The sequence below is a fragment of the Bradyrhizobium sp. Ses1 genome (assembly GCF_059512365.1).
Window position 1 is genome coordinate 215381 of record NZ_JCAMOQ010000002.1, and the last position, 19282, is coordinate 234662.

General features: G+C 63.2%; 16 protein-coding genes and 1 pseudogene. 8 read left to right on the forward strand and 9 right to left on the reverse strand.

Features of this window, described 5'->3' with window-relative positions:
* The first annotated feature begins 150 nt into the window (after positions 1–150).
* The 4 genes and pseudogenes from AC5ZG5_RS03935 to AC5ZG5_RS03950 form a co-directional block, all read left to right on the forward strand.
* A complete protein-coding gene (locus AC5ZG5_RS03935; RefSeq protein ID WP_208819746.1) occupies positions 151–582 on the forward strand; it encodes a CBS domain-containing protein in 432 nt (143 codons plus the stop codon).
* A 224-nt stretch (positions 583–806) separates the two neighbouring features.
* Positions 807–1313, forward strand: a complete 507-nt coding sequence (locus tag AC5ZG5_RS03940) for a P-loop nucleotide/nucleoside kinase family protein (protein WP_456641089.1) — start codon at positions 807–809, stop codon at positions 1311–1313.
* Positions 1314–1776: 463 nt separating this feature from the next.
* Positions 1777–2619: a hypothetical protein gene (locus AC5ZG5_RS03945; protein ID WP_456641090.1), complete on the forward strand. Its 843-nt coding sequence runs from the start codon at positions 1777–1779 to the stop codon at positions 2617–2619.
* A gap of 87 nt (positions 2620–2706) precedes the next feature.
* A pseudogene (locus tag AC5ZG5_RS03950) lies at positions 2707–2898 on the forward strand (FAD-linked oxidase); the annotation flags it as partial.
* 155 nt (positions 2899–3053) lie between these two features.
* Here AC5ZG5_RS03950 and AC5ZG5_RS03955 read toward each other — a convergent pair.
* The 3 genes from AC5ZG5_RS03955 to AC5ZG5_RS03965 are packed head-to-tail and all read right to left on the reverse strand — an operon-like array spanning position 3054 to position 7684.
* Entirely contained in the window at positions 3054–3245 is a 192-nt protein-coding gene (locus AC5ZG5_RS03955) for a hypothetical protein (protein ID WP_028162088.1), read from the reverse strand.
* Positions 3246–3305: 60 nt separating this feature from the next.
* Positions 3306–6455, reverse strand: coding sequence for an efflux RND transporter permease subunit (locus tag AC5ZG5_RS03960; RefSeq protein ID WP_456641091.1), 3150 nt, complete (start codon positions 6453–6455; stop codon positions 3306–3308).
* Positions 6452–7684: an efflux RND transporter periplasmic adaptor subunit gene (locus tag AC5ZG5_RS03965; protein ID WP_456641092.1), complete on the reverse strand. Its 1233-nt coding sequence runs from the start codon at positions 7682–7684 to the stop codon at positions 6452–6454. The genes AC5ZG5_RS03960 and AC5ZG5_RS03965 overlap by 4 nt, the downstream gene beginning before the upstream one ends.
* A 333-nt stretch (positions 7685–8017) precedes the next feature.
* On the opposite strand from AC5ZG5_RS03965, the gene AC5ZG5_RS03970 reads away from it, so the two are divergent.
* On the forward strand, positions 8018–9514 hold the full coding sequence (locus AC5ZG5_RS03970) for a porin (RefSeq protein ID WP_456641093.1): 1497 nt from the start codon (positions 8018–8020) through the stop codon (positions 9512–9514).
* Positions 9515–9524: 10 nt separating this feature from the next.
* On the opposite strand, the gene AC5ZG5_RS03975 is transcribed toward AC5ZG5_RS03970, so the two are convergent.
* From AC5ZG5_RS03975 to AC5ZG5_RS03995, 5 genes are all read right to left on the reverse strand, one after another.
* Positions 9525–10280, reverse strand: coding sequence for a FadR/GntR family transcriptional regulator (locus AC5ZG5_RS03975; protein WP_456641094.1), 756 nt, complete (start codon positions 10278–10280; stop codon positions 9525–9527).
* Positions 10280–11920 carry an acetate--CoA ligase gene (locus tag AC5ZG5_RS03980; RefSeq protein WP_456641095.1) on the reverse strand — a complete coding sequence of 547 codons (1641 nt, stop codon included), beginning with the start codon at positions 11918–11920 and terminating at the stop codon, positions 10280–10282. The genes AC5ZG5_RS03975 and AC5ZG5_RS03980 overlap by 1 nt, the downstream gene beginning before the upstream one ends.
* Before the next feature lie 65 nt (positions 11921–11985).
* Positions 11986–13179, reverse strand: coding sequence for an acyl-CoA dehydrogenase family protein (locus tag AC5ZG5_RS03985; protein WP_456641096.1), 1194 nt, complete (start codon positions 13177–13179; stop codon positions 11986–11988).
* Positions 13180–13181: 2 nt separating this feature from the next.
* Entirely contained in the window at positions 13182–14273 is a 1092-nt protein-coding gene (locus AC5ZG5_RS03990) for a phosphotransferase family protein (RefSeq protein WP_456641097.1), read from the reverse strand.
* Between the two features lie 245 nt (positions 14274–14518).
* A complete protein-coding gene (locus tag AC5ZG5_RS03995) occupies positions 14519–15499 on the reverse strand; it encodes a GlxA family transcriptional regulator (RefSeq protein WP_456641098.1) in 981 nt (326 codons plus the stop codon).
* 111 nt (positions 15500–15610) lie between these two features.
* Between AC5ZG5_RS03995 and AC5ZG5_RS04000 the strand changes: the two genes are divergently transcribed.
* A complete protein-coding gene (locus AC5ZG5_RS04000) occupies positions 15611–15940 on the forward strand; it encodes a DUF3817 domain-containing protein (RefSeq protein WP_456641099.1) in 330 nt (109 codons plus the stop codon).
* Positions 15937–16350: a CopD family protein gene (locus AC5ZG5_RS04005; protein WP_456641100.1), complete on the forward strand. Its 414-nt coding sequence runs from the start codon at positions 15937–15939 to the stop codon at positions 16348–16350. The genes AC5ZG5_RS04000 and AC5ZG5_RS04005 overlap by 4 nt, the downstream gene beginning before the upstream one ends.
* Here AC5ZG5_RS04005 and AC5ZG5_RS04010 read toward each other — a convergent pair.
* Complete coding sequence (locus AC5ZG5_RS04010) at positions 16340–17674, reverse strand: nucleotide disphospho-sugar-binding domain-containing protein (protein ID WP_456641101.1); 1335 nt, start codon at positions 17672–17674, stop codon at positions 16340–16342. The genes AC5ZG5_RS04005 and AC5ZG5_RS04010 overlap by 11 nt on opposite strands.
* Before the next feature lie 288 nt (positions 17675–17962).
* Between AC5ZG5_RS04010 and AC5ZG5_RS04015 the strand changes: the two genes are divergently transcribed.
* Positions 17963–19201: a multidrug effflux MFS transporter gene (locus AC5ZG5_RS04015; RefSeq protein ID WP_456641102.1), complete on the forward strand. Its 1239-nt coding sequence runs from the start codon at positions 17963–17965 to the stop codon at positions 19199–19201.
* Positions 19202–19282: the final 81 nt, after the last annotated feature.

Consider the following 19282-nt stretch of genomic DNA (forward strand, 5'->3'; position numbering starts at 1 on the left):
GTTACACCGCGGCCGCGATACTCGCTGACTGCTTGCTGCCAATATGATACGCTGCTGCTCCCAATCGAGGAGAATGGATGCCATGGTACGTGGCCCCTGTTGCGGGGGCGGGATGAAATAGGCGGCTAGGCCGCACGATGGGAGGAAACTATGACCATCGAAAGCATTCTGAGGCGGAAGGGCACCGAGGTTACGACAATAGCTCCGGACGCCAGCATCAAGAGGGCGGCAGACTGGCTCCGCGCAAAGAATATTGGCGCTCTCGTGGTGACAAGTGAGGACTCTGTTCTCGGCCTGATTTCCGAACGTGAAATCGTTCATGCATTTTCTCGCTATGGCCAGACAGCCGGGTCGATGCTGGTCAAAGAAATCATGCAATGCGGTGTGACCACCGTGTCTCCAGACGAGAGTGTCAATCGCGTGATGAAACTGATGACGCACCATCGCGTGCGCCACATGCCGGTACTGCGCGCTGGCAAGCTGGCCGGCATCATCAGCATCGGCGATGTCGTCAAAGATCGACTCGAGGATCTGGAGCTTGAGACGAAAATTCTGCGTGACGTCTACCACGCAGCGCGTTGACGGCCCGGCGGCGGCTCATAGGTGCGCTGTCAATCGTCCGGCGCGCTTTCATATGGGCATCGCCGGGCTCGCGCCAGGCCAATGGAGCCGGCACCTGGCACAGCTCGGAACGAAGGCTCGCTTCCGCCCGTGACTCATTGGACACGTTCGCGGTCCACATGGAAAGGGTCGAAGTTGAGCGACCTTGGGATCGCGTGTACTGATTGGTAAAAGTCGAGGGTGCAATGGCGAGGCTTATCGCGCTGGCGGGCTTGCCTGGGGTCGGCAAGTCAAGCATTGCGCAGTATCTGGCGCGGCGCTGCGGAGCCATTTGGCTACGAATCGACTCAATGGATCAGGCGATCTGGGCATCGGGTACAGCGCCGAGCGATCTCTTTGACTGGAGCTACCGAGCAGCCCAAGCAATCGCCGCCGACAATTTAGCTCTCGGCTTGGACGTAATCGCGGACTGTGTAAACGATTGTCAGGAGGCACGGGACGGTTGGGAGACGGCAGCGCAACGTACCGGAGCCGAAGTTAAATGGCTCGAAGTCGTGTGTAGCGATTCCTTCGAGCACCGTCGGAGAATTGAAACAAGATCAAGCGACATTGTGGGACTGGCGTTGCCCGACTGGGATGCGGTCACCATCCGCACCTACGACAAGTGGAATCGGGATCGTCTTGTTATCGACACAGCACATCGCAATTTGGAAGTGTGCGTGGAAGAGGCTCTCGAACTCCTACGTGGATGACAACCGCTATTCGCCCCGAAGCGGAAAAGCTCAAAGCTCGACGAGGCCGATGGCCGGACGCAGCTGACAGCACAGGAACGGCGATTTCAAGCAGACGCCGAGAGCCTAAAGCTTGCCTAGGTGATATTCCCCCGCGCCGACAAAGCTGCGGAAAGCGTCGCATCCAATAAAAACGTTGTGGCTGTGAACGAGCTCACAACGCAACCAGCGCGATCATGTTTTGATCGGGCTGCATCAACCATTGATAGAATGGGATGCGACGGTCGCCGGAGGGCTTCCCCAGGAAAGGGGTAAGACATGAACAGCAAACCTCCCACTCCGAAGCGGGGTGCTTTCCCTACGCCGAAAGAGGTGCGCGACAAAGCACCAAAGTACAACCCTGACGCATCCGACACAGCCGACGATCAGGAAGGCAAGGAGACAGACTCTTCGCTGGACCAGCAGCGGCACGAGGATGCTCAGCGTGGACCGAAGGACGAAGCAATGGAGCCTAAGCGGAAATAATCGAAGTTCATTTCAGCAAACGGAGACTACCATGGCAATTCAGCTTGGAGGAAGCGGACAAGGTAGATATCCCAAACGCGGAGCGACTCCCACGCCGAGGAGCGTTTTGGCAGCCGCCACTCCACATAGTGTCGTTGGCCTTGCAGCGGCACCTCCCCATTTCATCACGATCCCTCATAGGCTGTCCTCTTGGGGCAATTTCGATCACGGCGATTGCGTCACTGCCGAAGAAGCGTTCGCGAAGGCGTGTCATAATCCGGAAATCTTCATTTCGGACAACGAAGTGATACGATGGGCGACGAAACATGGGGTGCTGGAGGGGGCCTATCTGCATCAGGTGATGCTTTGGATGCAGGAAAACGGCTTCCATCAGAACCGGCACATCTATGATGACGGCCAGATCTATTCGGTCGACTGGACGAATCCCTCCACGTTAAACAGCGCAATTGCGACAGGTCCGGTCAAGATTGGCGTTGCCGCAACCCAAATCCAGACCGCATGGAACTCAACGAACGGCAAGACCGGATGGTTTGCCCTTGGATTCAACAAGGACACCAACGAGGACCATTGCGTCAGCCTTTGCGGATACGGCTCGCTCAACTGGCTCGCACAGCAGCTTCAGGTCACCGTGCCGGCCGGTGTCGACGGTACAAAGCTCGGCTATGCGATGTTCACATGGGACTCGATCGGTATCATCGATCAGCCTTCCATGATCGCCGTTACCGAAGAGGCATGGCTCAGAACCCCGACGACGATCGTCAAGCCCGCAAAGACGCCCGCGCAGGAAAGCGTCACGGCGTAGCACGCTTCAGTGGAATGACGGCACCGGCGCGGAGCCTGCTTCACCGGCAGAGCTTCGCGCCGGCTATCATCGCCCACACGCATCTCGGCGTTCGATCCTCTGTTGACGCCTGGCGTGCGCAACTACTGGAAGTGCCACGATTTCGCCGATCTTCCGGACACCGCGATCAAAGTGATCGTCGACGCAGTGCGCACGTTGCCGTCGCCCGAATGCGAGGTTTTTATCGCCCACGTCGGCGGAGCCATGGCTCGTGTCGCTCCTGACGCCACTGCGTGGCCAACCTCAGTCATTCCGGGGCGATGCGTTAGCATCGAGCCCGGAATCCATTGAGCCACATACCCAGCGGAGAAATGGATTCCGGGCTCGCGACTTCGTCGCGCCCCGGAATGACAGTGGTGGGCGTGGCGGGCGGACAGCCAGTAGGTAGTCCGCCCCTACAAATCCGCGGGGCGTCTCTTGCAGGCAAAGAACGCGGTGACGGCGAGCGGGATTGCGAGCGCGATCCATGAGGTCGTGTCCCAGATGCCATCGCCGAGCAAGGCGGACACAAGGCCGAAAGCGACGATCACCGCGATGATCGCCGGCAACAGAAAGATCTGGGTGAGCGAACGACGGGCGTTGATCATCAGAGGTGCTCCGGAACTTGCACGGCGGGATATCGGGATTCGGCCAATTCACCCACCACTCTACTCCGCGGGCGGCGCATGCGGTGTTTCAGCCGGTTTGCCGAAACGGCGTTTCGCCTCTTCGCGCCAGCGCTGGAAGGTGACGTAGAGCATCGGCACCAGGAAAATGCCGATCGAGCTTGCGGCGAGCATGCCGCCGAACACCGCCGTGCCGACCGCCCTGCGGCTGATCTCGGCGGCACCGGTCGCGACCACCAGCGGCACCAGGCCGAGGATGAAGGCGATCGAGGTCATCATGACCGCGCGGAACCGCATCTGGGCGCCGAGCTCGGCGGCCTGCGCGATCGGCAATCCGCCCTCGCGCTGCTCCTTGGCAAACTCGACGATCAGAATGCCGTTCTTGGCGGCGAGCGCGATCAGCACCACGAGGCCGATCTGGCCGTAGAGGTCGAGGTTCAGGCCTGCGACCTTGATCGCGATGTACGAGCCGAGCACACCGACCGTGACCGCCAGCAGGACCGGGATCGGAATGGTCCAGCTCTCGTAGAGCGCAACCAGGAACAGATAGGCGAACAGCACCGCAAGCGCGAGGATGATGCCGGTCTGCCCCGAGGCCGCTTGCTCCTGATAGGCGGTGCCGGTCCATTCGTAGGAATAGCCGGCCGGCAGCGTCGCCCGCGAAATCTCCTCCATCGCGGCGATCGCGGTGCCTGACGAGACGCCCGGCGCCGGACTGCCGTTGATGGTGACCGAGCGGTAGTTGTTGTAGCGGGTGATGACCTGCGGTCCGGTGACGATCCTCACGCTCGCGATGGAGCGCATCGGCACCATCTCGCCGCCGCTGTTGCGGACATAGATCTGCCAGATGTCGGAGATGTCGCCGCGATTGGCGGCCTCGCCCTCCACATTGACCTGCCAGGTGCGGCCGAACAGGTTGAAGTTGTTGACGTAGATGCCGCCCAGCGTCGCCTGGAGCGCGGTGAACACGTCGGCCATGTTCAGCCCGAGCGCCTGCGCCTTGGCGCGGTCGATGTCGAGATAGATCGACGGATTGGTCGCGGTGAAGGTCGAGAACACGCGCGCCAGCCGCGGATCGCGGTTGGCCGCATTGATCAGGCCGGTCATCGTGCTGCCGAGCGCGGCCGGATCCTGCCCCTCCAGCGCATCGAGCTGATATTCGAAGCCGCCGGAGGTCGAAAGCCCGATGATCGGCGGCAGGTTGAACGGCAGAATATTGGCCTGCCGGATCTGCGCGCCCTCCCCGAACATCCGCCGGATCGTCGCCTGCACCGAATCCGCCGCGGCCTGCCGATCGGCGAACGGTTTCATGCGCGCCACCATGAAGGCCGAGTTCGGCTCGCTCGCGCCGTCGAGCAGCGAGAAGCCGATGATCGAGAGCACGTGCTCGACCTGCGGCATGTTCTTCAAGAGCGCCTCGACCTGCTTGGTCACCTCGCTGGTGCGCGACACCGACGCACCGTCAGGCAATTGCACCGAGATGAAGAAGGCGCCCTGATCCTCCTCGGGCAGGAAGCCCGTCGGAGTTATTCGCGACACGCCGAGAACGCCGCCGGCAAACACCAGCACCGCGACCAGCGACAATATCGCCACCCGCAGCAGCCGCCGCACCATGCCGGCATAACGGTCGCGCACCCAATCGATGCCGCCGAGCACGCGCCCCATGATGCCGCGGCGCGGCCCGGTATGCCGCAGGAACACGGCGCAGAGTGCCGGCGACAGCGTCAGCGCGTTCAGCGCCGAAATCACCATCGCCGCGCTGATCGTCACCGCGAACTGGCGAAACAGAGTTCCGGAGATGCCGGGGATGAACGCGATCGGCACGAACACCGACAACAGCACCAGCGAAATCGCGATGATCGGCGCGGTGATCTGCGTCATCGCCTTTTTGGTGGCCTCCGCCGGCGACAGCTCGGGCTCGCTCTCCATGACGCGTTCGACGTTCTCGACCACGACGATGGCGTCGTCGACCACGATGCCGATGGCAAGCACCATCGCAAGCAGCGACACGGTGTTGGCGGAATAGCCGAGGATCAGGAGAACCGCAAAGGTGCCGATCAGGCTGACCGGCACCGCGACCGCCGGGATCACCGTGGCGCGCAAATTGCCGAGGAACAGGAACACGACGATCACGACCAGCACGAAGGCTTCGCCGAGCGTCTTCAGCACTTCCTTGATGGTGTCGGAGACGAAGGTCGTGGAGTCGTACTGCACCAGATAGGTCAGGCCCGGGGGAAACCGTTCCGACAATCTGGTGAGCGTCGACTGCACCGCGGCGGCGGTGGTCACCGCATTGGCGCCCGGCGCAAGATAGATGCCGATCGGTACGCCGGGCTGGCCGTCGATCCGGGACTCGCTGTCCATGTTCTGGGCGCCGATCTCGACCCGGGCGACGTCGCTGACCCGGAGCACCGAGCCGTCCGGATTGGCGCGCAGCACGATATTGCCGAACTGGGCCGCCGTCGTGAGCCGCCCTTGCGTCTGCACGTTGAACTGGAACTGCTGGTCCTCGGCGATCGGACGGGCGCCGATGCGGCCGACCGGCGCCTGCACGCTCTGCGCCCGGATCGCCGCGATCACATCCGAGGGCGCCAGATTGAGGCTGGTGAGCCGCTGCGTATCGAACCAGATCCGCATCGAGTAGTTCAGCTTCGCGAACAGCGAGGCCTGGCCGACGCCCGGCGTGCGCGAGATCGCATCGAGCACGTTGATGATCGCGTAGTTGGTGATGAACAGCGGATCCTGCTGGCCGCTCTTGCTGTACAGCACGATGAACTGCAGCACGGCCGAGGATTTCTTCTGCACGACCAGGCCTTGCGCCTGCACCTCGGTCGGCAGTTGCGCGAGCGCGCTCTGGACGCGGTTGTTGACGTTGACGGTGTTGATATCAGGATTGGTGCCGAGCGCGAACGAGACGGTCAGCGTGTAGCTGCCGTCATTGCCGCTGGTCGACTTCATGTAGAGCATCTTGTCGACGCCGACGACCTGGGCTTCGAGCGGCTGCGCGACGCTCGATTCCACCACTTCGGCGGAGGCGCCCGGGAAATTGGCGGTTACGGTGACCTGTGGCGGCACGATGTCCGGAAACTGCGCCACCGGAATTTGCAATAGCGCCAGCGCGCCCGCGATGGTGATGACCAGCGCGATGACGATGGCAAGCCGCGGACGATCGACGAAGATGGCGGAAATCATGGGCTGGTGCCCGCAGGCTTCGGACCGATCGCGCCGCTGCTCCGGGGCGAGCCAGTGTTTTCCGCCGTTTCCTTCAGGCTCGACTGGATTAGCGCGCTCGCCGGTGCCGGCGCCACCGGCTGGCCGGGCCGCACCCGCTGCATCCCTTCAGCGATCACCTTCTCTCCGACCGAAAGCCCAGAGGTCACCGAAGCGATGGTCGCGGTCGACTGTCCAAGGACGATCCGCCGCTGCTCCGCCTTGTTGTCGGCCCCGAGCACGAAGACATAGTCGCCCTGCTGATCCGACAGCACGGCCGAGCGCGGGATCGCCACCACGTCGACCGGCTGCGCGCCCTCGAGCAGGACGGTGACGAACTCGTTGTCGGTGAGCTGACGCACCGTGACGTTGTCCGCCGACGACAGACGAGGCAGTATGGGATTGGGGATAATGCCGCGCAGCGTGATGGTATCGGTGTTCTGCGCGATCGTGTTGTTGACGAAGTTGAGCTCGCCGACCTGGTCATAGAGCTTGCCGTCGGGCAGACGGATCCTGATCACCACCGCCTTGAACCCGCCCAGCGTCGCGTAACGGTCTCGCAGCACGAGGCCTTCGCGCACCGACACCGGGAAGGTCACATACATCGGGTCCTGGCTCACGATGGTCGTGAGCACGCCTGAACTCGGGCTGACGACGTTGCCCTCGGTCACGGCCGTGCGGCCGATCTTGCCGTCGATCGGCGAGCGGATCTGGGTGTAGTCCAGATTGATCTTTGAGAGATCGACCTGCGCCTGGGCCGCCTGGACCTGTGCTTCCAGGCTCTGCTCGTTGGCGAGCGCGGCATCATAGGTGGACTGCTGGCCGGCCGGGCCGCCGAGCAGGGCCTTGGCGCGGCCGGTCGTCAGCTTGGCGTTGACGAGGGTGGCCTGCAATTGCGCGACTTGCGCCTTCTTGGACTCAAGGTCCGCCTCGAACGGGCCGCGCTCGAGCTCGTAGAGCATATCGCCGGTCTTGACCTCGGCGCCTTCGACGAAGTTCCGCTTTTCCAGGAAGGCGGTGACGCGGGCGACCACGTTGACCCGGTTGGTGGCCTCGATCCGCCCCAGAAACTCGTTGGATTGCGTCACGGGCCGCTTGACCGCCTCGATGATACCGACCGCGGGAGGTCCCGCGGCCTGCTGGGCCTCGGCGGCGGTCAGCGCGCCGAACATGGCGCTGCCCAACGCGACGACCCCGGCGAGCCGGGCCATTGTTATCCCTGCAAGATTCACTGTTCGCGCCTTTGTCCCGTTTGACCCGGATCAATAGCATCCGCATCGGGAAAGCCAACGGTATGAACGTATGGCAGCGCTCAATCGATGCTCTCTCGATGGCCAGATCGCCGTGTCGCACCAAAATGTGATGGCGGAGGAAGGGATCAGGTCCGCAGGCCTCCGCTGGTAGCGCTGTGTGGCCCCGCCGCTACTGGAACGAACTTTTTTGGCTGGGCGCTGCATAACCTGTTGAATGTTGCTTGCTGCACGATGGGCCAGCAAGCCAAGCTTGGCCAGGCGCCGTGGGGCCGGTCGCCGGGGAGCTTTCCGATGGCAAAGCTCGGGATTTGCACGGCAGTCCTTCTTGCGATTGTCGGCGGATCGGAGACAAGGGCGGCCGACGTCGCGCCGACCAAGGCGCCGCCGGCAGCGTCCACGACGCCGCGCCCCTGCACCGACCCGTCGGACTTCGTCACGACCAACTGCCAGCTCACCTGGGAAGGCATCACGGTCTTCGGCATCATTGACACCGGCTTCGGCTGGCAAAGCCACGGTGCCTCGTTTGATCCGCGATCTGCAGTCGCAGCGTCCTACCTGGTCCAGAAACAGAACCGCTTGGCGACATGGACGCTCGCACCCAATGCCTTGAGCAATTCGACCATTGGCATCAAGGGAACCAGGCCAATCGGCGAGGACTTTTCTTTCGTCTTTGACCTCGATGCCGGCTTCGACCCCTATTCGCTGCGATTCTCGAATGGACCCGGAGCTATCGCCGCGAATGCCGGCCTGCCGCAAAACCTGCAAACCGCCTATTCGGATTCAAGCCGAGCGGGTCAGTGGTACAACGGTCAGGGTTACGTCGGCGTCAGCTCCCCCACCTATGGCACGCTGACCCTCTTCCGACAGAACTCGCTGACGCTGGACGCCGTGTTCGATTACGATCCGTTCGGCGCCTCCTACGGTTTCTCGGCGATCGGCTTCCAGGGAATCACCTGCGGCGGCGGCAACACCGAAAATTGCAGACACTCGACGTCGGTGAAGTACCGGTACAACTTCAACCATTTCCGGGCGGCGGCGCTGTGGCAGTTCGGCGGCTATGACGAGAACAATGCGTCCAATGGCGCCTATCAATTCCAGCTCGGCGGCGACATTCCGATCCGCGGCAATGACGTGCTCTCGGTCGATGCGATCTACAGCCATGTCAAGGATTCCGTGTCGCTCGCGCTTGCACCGGGAGCCAACAACGCGTTCGGGACGCCGATCGCCCCGTTCCTGCCGCAGACGCTGACGGCGACGATCTCCGACAACACCGCCGCGATGTTCGTGGCGAGATACACGACCAAGTCGCTGAAGCTGTACGCCGGTTACGAATACATCCGATACGAGCCGCCGAGCAATCCGCAGGCCGCCTTCACCGACATCGCCGGAAACTTCCTTTGCCAGGGCTGCGATGCCTTCAACGGCACGAACATCAATAATGCGGCGTTCGGCGTGAACGGGCTCGGCAACAAGACCTTTCAGGTCATGTGGGCCGGCATGAAATACTCCGTGAACGACGATCTCGATGTGATCGCCGCCTATTATCACTACATCCAGAATTCCTTCTTCGGCACCGCCGCCGGAGGCGCCTCCTTCTGCTCCTCCAGCGCGCACGCGCAATGCGCCGGCACGTTCGACGCAATCTCGGCCGCGGTCGATTGGAGATTTGCGCCGAAATGGGATGCCTATTTCGGCGTGATGTTCACGCAGGTCAATGGCGGCCTGGCGTCTGGCTTTTTCCAGCACAGCAACGTCGCGCCCACAGCCGGGCTGCGCTTCCGCTTTTGAGACGGCGGATCTACGCTGACCGTTGCGACCAGCCTACCGGCGCCTCGATATCGAAATTGGCGAGCTCATAGCCGCGGCGGAAATCGACGATGTGCTTGTCCATCCAGGAGCGCGCCTCGGCGGGATTACGCATCGAGAGCGCCTGCAGGATCTTCTCATGGGCGAACACCAGGCGTTCGCCGGCATTCAGGCGGGAGAACACTCGCAAGAAGGCCGGATAGAATAGCTGGCTCATCGGCTCGCGGCTGAGCTGCAGGGCACGATTGCGCGAGGCTCGCGCGATGATCTGGTGAAACTCGATGTCGAGCGCGACGAGGCTCTGCTTGTCCTCGAGCGCGGCCTTGGTCCTGTCGACATTGACCCGCAGCGCGGCCAGCAGGTTCTCGTCGATCCGCATCGCGGCGCATTCGGCCAGCACCGGCTCGAAACAGCGCATGCTTTCCCAGAGTTCGAAGAAGCTGATCTCCTGCAGTACGATCGCGGCCGTCACCTTCTCGGAAATGTCGGCCTCGCGCGGCGCGGTGACATAGAGCAATTTGCCGCCATCGTGACGGCGGACGAGGCCGTTCTGCTCCAGCACCCGGATCGCTTCCCGGACCGTCGAGCGGTGGACACCAAAGCTTGCCGCCAGCGCGATCTCCGCCGGCACCCGGTCGCCGACGGCCCACTCGCCCGACATGATCTTGGCCTCGATGCTGCGCACCACCACCCGGTAGACCGGCTCGTTGCGCTCCTGGGCGTTGTTGCTGAGATCCGCTACAGACATCAGGCGACGCCTCGCGCGAACTCGCGGTCGCGCAATTCGCGGCGACGGATCTTGCCGGTGATCGTCAGCGGAAGCTCGGCGATATACGCGATCGCGCGCGGATATTTGTAAGGCGCGGTGACCGACTTGACGTGGTCCTGCAATTCGCGCGTCAGCTCCGGCGACGGCGCATGGCCTTGCCGCAGCACGACGAACGCCTTCACGATCTCCCCACGCTCGGCATCGGGGCTGCCGACCACCGCACACATCTGCACCGCCGGATGCTCGGCCAGCGCGTTCTCGACCTCGATCGGGCCGATGCGGTATCCGGCTGAATTGATGACATCGTCCGAGCGCCCGCGATACCAGAGATAGCCGTCGGCATCCTTCTCCGCGCGATCGCTGGTCAGAAACCAGCGCCCGTCGGGACCGTCGACAAAGCACGCCGCAGTGCGCTCCGCATCCTTCCAGTAGCCGAGCATCAATTGCGGGTGTGGCACTTTCAGTGCGAGGTCGCCCTCCTGCCCCGGCGGCAAGCGGTTGCCCTTGGCGTCGATCACATCAAGGTCGGAGCCCGGCGATGGGCGCCCCATCGAGCCGTAACGGACCGGCTCGGTTGGATAGTTCAGCGCGACCATCAGGGCTTCGGTCTGCCCATAGGCTTCATCGATGCGGATGCCGGTCGCCGCTTCCCAGCGCTCGGCGACGACGGGGTTCATGGCTTCGCCCGCAGTGACGACGCGGCGCAGCCGGCCGAGATCATCGCGCGCGCGGACTTCGCCGACGACCCGCGACAACTCCGTGCCGGGCGCGCAGTAGACGGTGACCTGGTGCTTGCGCAGCAGTGCGAGCCGGTCCTTCGGCACGAACGGGCCGTCGAAGAAAAACGAGCAGGCGCCGCAGCTCAGCGGCCCGAAGATGATGCTGGTCCCCGCCTTGCTCCAGCCGGTGTCTGCCGTGCACCAGATCACCTCGCCGGGACGCAGATCGAGCCAGTAGATCGCGGAGACCCGCCACGCATAGATCGCGCGCGCCGCATGGACGACGGCCTTCGGGTGGCCGGTCGAGCCTGACGTATAATACATGATCGCGGGATCTTCGGCCCGGACGATCGCCGGCTCGATCGTCTCGGAGGCGCGCGCCATTTCGCTGTTCCAATCGAGCCAGCCTGACGTCTGGCCGAGCGCGATCCGCACCGGGATGAGCTCCTCCACGGATGCGAATTTGCCGGTCTGCTCGGGACGGCAGATCGCCGCCTTGGCCTCGGCATTGGCGACGCGATATTCGATATCGCGCGCCGTCAGCATCTCGATGCACGGGATCGGCACCGCGCCGATCTTCATCGCCGCAATCAGCGCGACGAACCATTCGGGTAGCCGCGGCAGCATGATGATGACGCGGTCACCCTTTTCGACGCCGTTCGCCCGCAACACATTCGCGAGCCGGTTCGATAGCAATGACAGATCGGAATAGCTGTAGCGTCGCGTCTCGCCCGCGGCATTCTCCCAGATCAGCGCCGGCCCATCCTGCTCGCGGGCGCGGCGGTCGATGATGTCAGTGCCGAAGTTGAAGGTCTCCGGCACCTGCCAGCGGAAATTGGCGCACAGGCTTTCATAGCCTTCGACCGCAGGCTCTTTGGGCGGTGACCAGACATCTCGCATCGTTTCCTCCTGCTCGCGCGTTTTGCGCTTGTTGTTCTGTTTCTGCGGCGCGCTCTTACCGCCGCCTATCTCGCGCCGTGAGTCACGATCCGCCGTCCGATCGCCCAGCGGTGCACTTCGGACGGGCCGTCATAGATGCGGAAGGCGCGGACGTCGCGATAGAACCGCTCGACCACCGTGTCGCGGGTGGTGCCGAGCCCGCCGAGGATCTGCAGCGAACGGTCCGCGACGCGCGCGATCGCTTCCGAGCAGATCACCTTGGCCATCGAGCTCTCGGTCGAGGCCCGCTCGCCTTTGTCGAGCAGCCAGGCCGTATGCCAGATCGTCAGTTGCGCCTGGTGGATATCCATCGCGTTGTCGGCCAGCATGAAGGAGACGCCCTCGTGCTCGCCGAGCGGCTTGCTGAACGCCTTGCGACGCCGCGCGTACTCGGTCGCGATCTCCTGGGCGCGGATCGCTGCGCCGAGCCAGCGCATGCAGTGCGTGAGCCGCGCCGGCGCGAGGCGAACCTGGGCGTGGCGAAAGCCCTGTCCGATCTCGCCGAGCACGGCGTCGGACGGCACGCGAAGTCCATTGAAGCGGACCACCGCATGCCCGCCGACAAAGCTGGAATCGATAGTGTCGAGCGTGCGCTCGATCGTGATCGCGGGGTCGGACATGTCGGCGAGGAACATGGTCGCGGCCCCCTCCATTCCTGCGCCGCTCGTCTTCGCCATGATGATCGCAAAGGCCGCGCCTTCGGCGCCGGTGATCAGCCATTTCTCGCCGTCGATGACCCAGTCATTGCCGTCGCGCCGCGCCGTGGTCTGCAACTGGCCGGGATCGGAGCCCGCGCCGGGAGCGGGCTCCGTCATGCAGAAGCAGGAGCGGATATCTCCGGTCGCGAGCGGCTTCAAATAGCGCTCGCGCTGGTCCGGCCGCGCCACGACATCGAGGAGATGGATGTTGCCCTCATCAGGCGCGGCGCAATGCAGCGCCACGGGACCGAGCATGGAATAGCCGGCGGCGGTGAACACGGCGGCGCGGCCGATATGCGACAGATGCTGGCCGCCATATTCCGCCGGCGCATGTGGCGCGAGTACGCCGGTCTTGCGCGCGAGCGCGTTGAGCTCGCGCCGTAGCTCGTCGGTCGGCCCATGGGAGGTCCAGCGCTTGTCCTTCTCGAACGGGACCACCGTGTCCTTGACGAAGGCTTTGACGCGATCGGCCAATTCGGACACGCGCGGCGGCAGCGAAAAGTTCATGTCGAGTTGATGCATCGTCAGTTTCCTCGCTCAGTTCCGGTCGCTGCGTCGCGCGCGACCAGGAGAATGTCTTCGCCAAGACGGGCGAAGTCGGCATAGCGACTGTCCTTCACCGCGCCGTTGACCCATTGCCGGTGCAGTTGCAAGAATACGATCCCGAGCTTGAACAGCGCGAGCACGCGCATCGCCGGCAGGTCATCGATATCCAGCCCGGTCAGGTCGGCATAGCGCCGCGCAACCTCGGCACGCCGCCAGAATCCAGCATGAGTCGTCGGCATCTGTTGCAGGCGCTGCAACGCCGGCGGATCATCCGGCTGCGCCCAGTAGCTCAAGAGCGTCGCCAGATCGAACAGCGGATCGCCCCGCGTGCCCATGTCCCAATCGACTAGCGCGACCGGCGAAAGCGTCTGCGGATTCAGGATCAGATTGTCGAGCTTGAAATCGCAGTGCAGCAGCGTCGACGCCCGCTCGCGGAATGTCTGCCGGGACAGCCACTGCGAAATGTCCTGCAGCAGACCTCGCAACGCGCCGTCCTCGGCAACCAGCGCGCCGCGTTTCGACCAGCCGGCAATCGCGCGGGCGATGAACCCCTCGGGGCGGCCAAGATCCTCGAGTCCGACCGCGCGCGCATCGACCCCGTGCAACGCGGCCAATGTTGCAACCATCATCTCCGAAAGAATCCCGGGTGCATCGTCGCGTCCTTGCAGCGGCGACAGATCTGCGCCGCGGATGACGAGCCCTGCCCGATACTCGATCAGTTGGAAGGGAACGCCGATGACGCTGCGGTCGCTGCAATAATGCAGCCCCCTCGCGATGAACGGGAGCGCATCGGCAAGGCGCGACAGGATGCGATGCTCGCGCGCCATGTCGTGGGCGCCCGGCGGCAGATCGCCGTCGGGCGGACGGCGCAGGACAGTCGGTGCGCCGTTGACGATCAGGAGATAGTTGCGATTGGCGAGGCCACCGGCGAACTGCCGGATCGGCTGCGCCAGATCGACATTCATGCCGTGGGCTTCCAGATAGCGCGCAAGGCGATCCCAATCGGCCGGCGCGGTTTCCGCGGCCGACAGCAGTCCCGGATTTCCTGATAGCGACGGATCAGCAATCACGCGCGCCTCGACCTCCCTGTTCCGAATATCAAGGTTGGAGCCCTCGCCTCCCGCCGCTTGGACGGCCCGGGATCCATTATTGTCGGACCAAAAGTTAGCGACAGGACAGCCGAACTTGCAACTGGCAATAGCGAAATCGACACTTCGCGCCAAGCTATTCTCATAAGCTTTTGTGATTTATAGATATTTTTCGAAACGGCTTCCGAGAAGCCAGATCCACCGGAACGCATATGTCGGACAATAAATTAATGCTCCCGGGCACCGAAGCGATGACGGTAGGCGGTCGGGCTGATGCCGGCGACTTTCCGGAAGCGCGATCGGAAGGTAACCGCGGATTCGAATCCGACCGAGCTTGCAATCTGATCGACCGAAGCCACGCTGGTTTCGAGCAGTTCCTGCGCCCGGCGAATGCGCATCTTGAGCAGCCATTGCAGCGGCGTCGTTCCGGTCTGCTCCTGGAAGCGTCGCGCCAGTGTCCTCGGACTCATGCGCGCCCGGTCGGCCAGCGACCGAACCGTGAGCGTGCGGTCGAGATTGGCGCTCATCCAGTCGAGCAGCGAGGCCAGGCTGGCGGCGGATTTTGGCGGTTCGTGCCTGATGAACTGGGACTGGCCGCCGTCCCTGACCAGGGGAGCAACGGCGAGCCGCGCCGCGTCGGCCGCGACCGCTTGACCGTGATCGCGTCGTAGCAGATGCAGGCACATGTCCACTCCCGCTGAGGCTCCGGCGGAGGTGATCAGGCGCCCCTCGTCGACGAACAGCACGTTTGGATCGACCTGGATGCGCGGATAGCGCCGTGCGAACTCGTCTGCGCAGATCCAATGCGTCGTGGCCCGGCGTCCATCCAGGAGGCCAGTTGCCGCCAGAACGAAGGCTCCCGAACAGATCGACGCCAGTCTGGCGCCGCGCTCCCAGGCAGATTGAAGCGCCCCAAGCACGGCCGGGGAGACCGGAGCGGTCGGATCTTCCACTCCCGGCACCAGGACCGTATCGGCCGACGCGAGCTCCTCAAGGCCCCACTCCGTTTGTAACGTGAAATTCCTCGACCGAACTTCGCTCGCTTCGCTGCACACGCGGACACTATAGCTGGCGACGCCCGCCGCTCCACTCGCGCGGCCGAACACCTCGCACGGGACCGACAGGTCGAACGGCACGAACCCGTCCATCGCGAGAACTGAAACTTTATGCATGACCACCTCGGAGCGAGCATTTTCCAGGGCGAACATAGCCGAAACGCGTTTTGGCAGGAAATGATCGCAGGTTGTCATTTCGGTCACTCACCGAATGCGCGAGGCATTGTCTATGCATGCCGGCGGTCTCGAAGCGAGAAGGTGGGCGTGTCCAACGATTACGAATCGACGCAGTTGCGGTGGCTTGGAATGCTGTCGGTCCTCGAGGCGACAACGCTGGTCCTGCTTGTCGCAGTCGCCGTGCCACTGAAGCATATCGCCGGCTGGAACGTCGCCGTCCATGTCATGGGGCCGGTCCACGGCCTTGCGTTTCTCGGCTATTGCTGGGCTGCGATCCAGGCGATCGCGGAAGGCGGCTGGAGCCGATCGGAGGCGGTGCGGCTGTTCGCGGTCGCGTTCATCCCGTTCGCGGGCTTTGCCAATGCGCGGCTCATTGCACGAAAGTCCGCGGCCTTGCGCACCGGTGTGGTCCAGTGAGCCTTGCTACGCTTTACCCATGGCTGAAGGCGTTGCATGTCGTCAGCGCTTTCTTTTTTGTAGCCGGTACCGTCACCACGTCGATGGTGCTGGCAGCGGAGCGCGCGAATCCGGGGTCGGTCGAGCCCGTTGCGGGTTTTCTGGCCAAATCGGAACGCTGGCTGACCACGCCGGCCATGCTGCTGGTCTGGGCTTTCGGCTTGACGTTGGCGGTCACGGCCGGGTGGTTCTCAAGCACCTGGCTGCAAATCAAGTTTGCCTTTGTCGTTGTGCTCTCGGCCGTACATGGAATCCAGTCAGGCCAGCTCCGGCGCCTTGTCAGGAATAAGGCGCTAAAACCCCGGACAACGCTGCCCTTGATCCTCGTCTGCGTGATGGCGGTGGTCGTGCTGGTCGTGGTCAAGCCTTAGCCGCGCCCGCCTTGGGGCGCAGGCCATCCTGAGAGTGGAGCGAGATCTGCTGCCGAAGCAGCCAGCGGATCTCCGAAGGGGTATCGATCTCGCGAATGTCCTCCGCCAGCGACGCTGCGCGCTGGCGATATCTCGGATCATCCAGCACCGAGCGTACAGCGGGACGCAATTGCTCTGCGGTGGGTGCGTTGGTCGCCAGATTGACGCCGACCCCGGACCAGGCGACGCGGATGCTGACATCGCCGCGGTCGGCTGCCGTTCCCGCTGCGACGATGGGAACGCCGTAACTCAAGGCTTGATTGACACTGCCGTAACCGCCGTTCGTCACGAATGCATCGGCTTTCGACAACGCCCACTCAAACGGGAGATACTGCGCGACCCGCACATTTCCAGGCAGGGGTCCACCGAGCGCGTCGATCGGACGCCCGCCGGTCGTCACCATGACGAGAACATCCCGCTCGTTCGCCAGCGCCTCCAGCGTCGGCAGGGTCAGCTCGCTGAAATCGTTGTTGGTCAACGTGCCCTGGGTCACAAGGACGACCTTGCGTGAACCGTCCAACTCGTAGGCCCACGACGGCACTGGCGCCTGGTTCGGCGTAATCGGCAGCGGGCCGACGAAGTGCACCGAACTTGGCAGCCGGCGGCGCGGCAGTTCGAACCGCGGCACCGTGAGCTGCAGATAGATATCGGGCAGCTCCACCATCGCGTCATAAAGATTCAAACGCAGCGGCCTGCTCCCGATCTGGGCCAGGTACTCGTTCACGCATCGTCCGGCCGGGCCAAAGACGGATTGTTCGTAGGTTTGAAAGAGCGAGGCATACTCCCTTAGTTGCTGGTCGTTGCGCGCGGGCCGAATGCCTGCATCGTTCGGGGCGCCGTCGTCTCGACGTGACAGGAGGTAGGTGGTTCCAAGCAGGGCCACGGACGGCCGCTGCGCACGAGGACCAAGCAGCATCGGCAACACACCCAGCATGAGATGATCGCCGATGATGATGTCGGGAGGAAACTCCTGCATGACGATTTTGATGCTCTCATACTGAGCCAGCATAAAATTGGCGAAACCCTGCTCCAGGATCAGCCGCAACTGCTGTGCGCCCGGCGCCGCTGTCATGATTTCCGGAAACAGTTTGGCGGCGTCTCGCGTATCGACGTCGGCCGCCGGCACGAAACTGCGGAATTGAGCGCCGATCTTTTCGACACGGTCTCGCAGATAGCTCGATGTCAGGCCCATGACATTCCAGCCGTCGGCGATCAGTATCCGCCCGACTCCCAATACTGGATGGAGATGTCCCATCATCGGGGACGAGACGAGAAGCGCCTTCATGCACGGTCTCCGTTGAGCTGAGCAGTTGAGCCGCGGTCATTGACGGCTCGTCGGCTGCGACGGGCCAAGCACGGCGTCTCATTATTGTTCGGTCGCTGTTACGGCAAAGTCACCGGAATGGACGAATGCGCTACAGCCGCAACAATCGGTCGAATCAGCTTCGCGTTACGGAAGTAACAGAGCGCGTGCGGACTGAAATCAACGCGCAATATTGCGCTGACAGTGTTGGGCGAGGTCCTTCGATCCGGCGCTCAGTTGACTGACAGAACTTCGACAAGCTCAATCCAAATGACGGCGCTTCCAGGCAAGACGGACTCGCTCGCGTTCACGTGCCTGCTCGGTTTGATGGCCACCCTTCCGGGCTTCGGCACCGACATGGCACTGCCGGCCCTCGCGGACACAGCCACGTCTCTTGCAGTTCCGGTACATAGTGCCGGCCTGACGATCAGCAGTTACATGATCAGCTTCGGCCTTGCGCCGCTGCTGTTCGGGCCGCTGTCGGATCGATACGGTCGCAAACCGATGGTCACGCTTGGCACCATCATCTTCATCATGGCATCGGTCGGATGCGCGCTGGCACCGTCGCTGCCGGTGTTGATTGCATGCCGCGTCATCCAAGGCATCGGCGCGGCGGCCATGACCCTTGCCATCGCGATCGCCCGTGACGCGTTCGACGATACTGTCGTCCGCCAAAAACTGTCGAATATCGTGATGGCGATCTACGTCTCCCCGATCGCCGCGCCGATGGCCGGAGCGGCTTTGCTCGACCTTGCGGGCTGGCGCGCGATCTATGCAAGCCTTGCAGCGCTCGGAATTGTCTTGCTGGTAGGCCAGCGCTTTGGCCCCGACTATGACCTGAAGCCGCGATCGGCGACCCGCTTGAGCCTTCTGGCGCTTATCGGAGATTATCGCTGCGTCCTGTCGCATCCGACCTGCCGCGCATATCTCCTTGCCGCCGCGGCGTCCTTCGGGGTTCTCGCCGCCTATGCGACCGGATCGGCCCTTTTCCTTGTCCAGGTCGCCGGGATGAGCTCAAGTCAATATGGAATCATATTCGGCCTGACTGCATTCGCCGGAATGGCTGGAGCGTTCGTCGACGGCCGGCTCAACGCGCGCGGAGTTCCATCGCATTATTCGTTGTCGATCGGATTTGCCATCCAGGTTCTTACATCGTCGATCCTGCTGGCCATGACGCTGCTGAGCTGGACGCCGACCACCGCCGTCATCCTGCTATTCGTCACGCTCACATTCAGCGGAGGGATCGCGGCGCCGGGCCTCATGCAGGGAGCGCTGCAAGCGCTGCCGGACATGGCGGGCACCGTCAGCGCCGCAACCAACAGTCTTGTGATGATATCAGGCTCATTGACCAGCGCGCTCACGGCCGTTCTCTTCGACGGCCGGACGGCACTGTCGATGGCCGGCGTGATGGAATTCTGCGCTCTCGTTGCGCTGCTATTCTTGGGAATGGCAGTCGGGCGAGCCAGGCAACAGGCCGTGATACACATACCGCCGTCATCCCGGGCTTGACCCGGGACCCATGACCACAGGCCCCTGTTGTGTGCTCGGCTGCAGCCACTTGCTTGCGCCACAACCACTCCCTGTGGTTAT